We start from the raw sequence: 4,082 nt of genomic DNA, 5'->3' as shown, positions 1-4,082 counted from the left end.
GTTCTCTTATAACCAAGAACAAGGTTTTTCGCCGTTGTCTTCATGGAATCGAGGTCACCATCGTCAAGCATTTCCTTTGTGAGCGCAACACTCTTTGAAAATGCGCTGTGAATGATAAGCTTAGGAAATGTTTCCTGCATATCATCCATAGGTGCTCTGTCACCTTCCTTGACAACATCGAAAGATGCAAGAGAAGTGATACCTGTCTGCTTTTCAGCATACTTTTTGGATTTCTTCTCTACTGCAATAGAAGATACGAGCTTGTCATGCTCTGTTTTCTCGTTATCAGCATCCTTGATAACTGCATTGATTACCTGTCCTACAGGTTTCCACAGACTGTCATTAAGTCCGCTGTTCTTTGAAAATACTACTGCCATATCTCTTTACCTCCTGTTAATTACATGAATTTGCCGATTACATATGTACCAGCTGCGCCGCTTCCAAGTTTCTCTAAGATCGTGAATACACCGCTTGCGGTTGTAGCAGTAACCTTTTTACCGGTGGCATCAATCGTCACTGCGCTACCTTCTTTCACAGCAGATGCATCAGCACTGAACTGTGTCTTGTATTCCTGTCCTGCGAAAACAGGATATACAGCAAGCAGTGCATCACCTCCTGTGACTGTCTTCTTAGCGGCGGAAATATACTGCGGTTTTGTAGTTCCTGTACAAGCCTTTAAAAGACCAGTAGAAGAATCAACTACAAGCGCATCACCAACCTCATAAGAAGCAGCAGTTGCCTTTACTTCTTTGCATACGGGTACATTGGTACCATCTTCGTTTCTCAAATACTCAAACATCTTTCATACCTCCTTAAAGTGTTTCATTGTAAAGTTTCTTAAGGTCTGCCATTGACTTATCAGGGAATGTTTCTTTCCACATGGCAAGTTCACTGTCGGGAATGTCAACACCTGTTTCTGGAGTAGAAATACCGTTCATAGGTGTCATGTGTTGTTTACCTTTTGCCTGATTGATAGCAGCCTGTTGGATGGCTTCCTGTTTTGCACTAGAAACCTTTCCGTAATTGATTACCTTGTAAGCATTTACAATGCTCATGTTTGTTGACATACTGAGCTGAATTACTTCCGGCGGAACATCTCCAAGAGTTTTGATTGACGGGTCCATCTGAGAAATCATAGCTACATCATTGTTTATCTGGTTCATAACCTCATTCTGATGTGCCTGTGCGATAAGCTCCTGTGCCTGTCTGATAGCCGGGTTATTCGCAATCATCTGATTAATGATGGAAGGGTCAACACCGCTCTGCTTAAGCTGGTTTTCCGCAATCTGCTTTTCCTGCGCATCAATAGCGGCTAAATAATCTTCCTGTGTCTGAATTGGCAAGCCAGTTTCAGGATTCCTTAAATGACCGAATCTTCTTGCATATTCAGCATCAATCTTTGACTGCTTCACCCTTGCCGCTTCCTCTGCCTGTCTTCTGGCAGCCGCCGCTACAGCATTAATGTCAACAGTCTGCTCAACGCTCTGCTGTCCTTCCTGTGAATCACCAGTACCAGCATCACTTTGAACATCTCCTTCACCTTCTACCGGGTCAGCGACATCCGGTGTTTCTACGCTTGTTGCATCATCATCTGCAAAGAATTGAAGATTGTACTTTAATTTCATAAATACCTCCTTGGATTTTTGCGCTCTCCCTGCGAATTTTTTGCATTAAAAAAGCAACCTGTTCGGTTGCTTACTTTAATCATTCTTGAATTACCGGAACTTCCGTCCTTGTCTTACCTACAGACTTTCCGAAATTTGTGCATTTCTTATTCCTGCACGAAAACTCTGCTTCTCTGTAAAGCTTTCCTTCTGACACGGAAAAAATATTCCTGCTGTCAGTGATTACAGATTCTGTATTACATATTGGGCATTTCAACGTTCATACCTCCCATCTGCATCATAGCTTCCTGCTTCTTTCTTTCTTCCATACGTCTTTCGATTTCTTTCTTTATTTCTCCTGCGTTAGGATAGCCATTACGCTCCTGTTCAAGCCAATACAGATAATTTGTCTCAAGTTCTGAAATAGGCCCGAATGCACCGCTTTGAAGCTTTAAGTCCGCCTGATTCCACATTGCTTCTCTGTTTGTAAGAAGTGTTGATGTAGGATCTGTATCAAAAATGAACTCATCATTCCAGTAATACTGTCCAGCTGCATCCATTTTCAAGAAATCCATCTTATCGAAATGAGCAAATACCTGAACACCATCTTTTCCCTGCGAATTGATTGGTATAGGCTGATCCGCGTAAGCAAGCGCAAATTTGAACATCAATTCATAAAGCTGTGCATATGCCTGATTCTTCATCACTCTCTTAGATTCCAAACGTCCGGCCGCCTGATTAATGGAATACTGCTTTGCCGTACCTGATGTTGCAGAACTATCATATTTTCCTTGGTATGAATCAGTGATACCTAGAGCAGATTTCGCCCATTGATAGTTCATTTCAAGCATTGTCCTATCCTGTCCGATATCTGCCTGTGCAGTAATTACATCAATCAATGCCTTCTGTGCAGGATTATCTATACGAATTATCTTTAATTCTTCATCCGTTGTATCTACTCCTACATCCGAAGGGAGAGTAACAAAGGAACCGCCCTTAAGCAGTTTCTCATTTATTTTTGAACCGAGTTTCTTGATTGTGTCCTGCTGATCCTCAATTACATCAACGTCAGAACAACCAAGCAATTTATCATACACGGAAATATTTTTCCGCAATACAAGAGGAAACTGATCAGGTTTGTAATATGGAATTTGTATCTCTTTCTGAAATAAATCACCTTCATCAAAAATTACTGTTTCCATATCATCAGTTCTAACTTCAAACCTCTTTGAACCGCATTTTTCGCAAATATCACCTGTTTTTGGTGTACCGCATTCTTTGCATACTTCAATTCTCCTTGCCTGATAATCTTCCATATCCTCAAGAACGACATCTCCGCACCATCTGAATAGACCGATACCGCCTTTTTCATTCTTGTAATATGCTGTTACCACCGTAACAATATCATCAGACGTAACTCCTTCTCGGATATCGTTATCCGTCTCTTCCTCTTCCGAAACATCCTTTCCGAATCTCCGCTTTACATAATCCTTTGTCTGGCTTGTACGGATAAATATGTAGTCCATCTTGTCTATTTCCGTAATACCAGGCTGCGGAATTACCTGTTTCGGGTGAATATTGGAAACGTCCAAATCACCTATCGTACAGTGATATCCTTTCTGATTGTTCCATTCAACAAGAAGGAAATCACCGCCAAGCATAGGGGTAAGTCTTTCCTGCAAATCATTCAGAATGTTGAAATTAAGTGATTTCATCTCATTTTTTATGAAATCCTCAATGATTTTTGCCTTATCTTTGTCTTCTTCATGAATTGCTGTTACCTTTGGCATAGGAATTGAAGAGTCAATCTGACTTTCGATCAGTTCATATACGATATTTCTTACGTTTATAGACATTTTTGAAGCATAACCGCTTGTTTTATTCGGATTTCCTTTTACATGGCGATCACCAATGTAATATTTTTTCTGCATTTCCATGCGGTCAAGTTCATCCTGATACTTTGATTTCGCATTTTCGAACTTTCCTTGCCATTTTTTCAATTTTTTGTTTTCTTCCGGTTTTTCCATTGCTCTCATTGCCTTTTTCCACCATTTCATAACATTGGTTCTCCAAGCTCTTTGATCATTAATGCCCTTATTTCCTTGCTTGCGTTCCTATAGTCCTCGATTAAGTCCGCTCTCCACTTCTTTTTCTTTACATTTTTCTTTTTATCAGCGGAACGAACCCACCAAACGCAAAAACACCGCAGGGAATCAACATCATGTGTCAATTCATGCGGTGTCTTAGCATACACTTTCGGTTTATTCTTATCTTTTTGTATTTTCTGCAAACATCTTATCAGGTTAGGACAGGTATCTTTCAGAAATGTAAGTGCAGGTCTTTTTGTTTCTTCTGAAACTCTTAACCACTCTTTCATTCCTGTACACCCTGAAAACAGGTCATTTGACGTTTTTGTAAGTATAATTCCATGCTCATAGAAAATATCGAACACGCTTCTACCAGTATCATTACGCCTGT

General features: G+C 40.4%; 5 protein-coding genes. All 5 read right to left on the bottom strand.

From position 1 onward, the window contains the following. The coding region (locus tag QZZ35_RS09695) for a hypothetical protein (RefSeq protein ID WP_291237215.1) at nucleotides 1–377 on the bottom strand (377 nt) is incomplete at its 3' end. Nucleotides 378–397: 20 nt separating this feature from the next. Further along, nucleotides 398–799 carry a hypothetical protein gene (locus tag QZZ35_RS09690; RefSeq protein ID WP_291237214.1) on the bottom strand — a complete coding sequence of 134 codons (402 nt, stop codon included), beginning with the start codon at nucleotides 797–799 and terminating at the stop codon, nucleotides 398–400. A gap of 13 nt (nucleotides 800–812) precedes the next feature. Next, complete coding sequence (locus tag QZZ35_RS09685) at nucleotides 813–1,625, bottom strand: hypothetical protein (RefSeq protein WP_291237213.1); 813 nt, start codon at nucleotides 1,623–1,625, stop codon at nucleotides 813–815. Between the two features lie 236 nt (nucleotides 1,626–1,861). After that, a complete protein-coding gene (locus tag QZZ35_RS09680) occupies nucleotides 1,862–3,661 on the bottom strand; it encodes a hypothetical protein (protein WP_291237212.1) in 1,800 nt (599 codons plus the stop codon). After that, nucleotides 3,658–4,082: hypothetical protein (locus QZZ35_RS09675; RefSeq protein ID WP_291237211.1), on the bottom strand; the 425-nt coding region annotated here is incomplete at its 5' end. The genes QZZ35_RS09675 and QZZ35_RS09680, both read right to left, overlap by 4 nt.

The sequence above is a fragment of the Frisingicoccus sp. genome (genome assembly GCA_016298055.1).
Taxonomy (GTDB): Bacteria; Bacillota; Clostridia; order Lachnospirales; family Lachnospiraceae; genus Frisingicoccus.
This window is presented reverse-complemented; position numbering and strand designations above follow the sequence as displayed.

Bases quoted from the DNA above. Each gene is read 5' to 3' on its own strand.
- QZZ35_RS09685 (WP_291237213.1), bottom strand. From the start codon at position 1,625: ATGAAATTAAAGTACAATCTTCAATTCTTTGCAGATGATGATGCAACA.
- QZZ35_RS09690 (WP_291237214.1), bottom strand. From the start codon at position 799: ATGTTTGAGTATTTGAGAAACGAAGATGGTACCAATGTACCCGTATGC.
- QZZ35_RS09680 (WP_291237212.1), bottom strand. From the start codon at position 3,661: ATGAAATGGTGGAAAAAGGCAATGAGAGCAATGGAAAAACCGGAAGAA.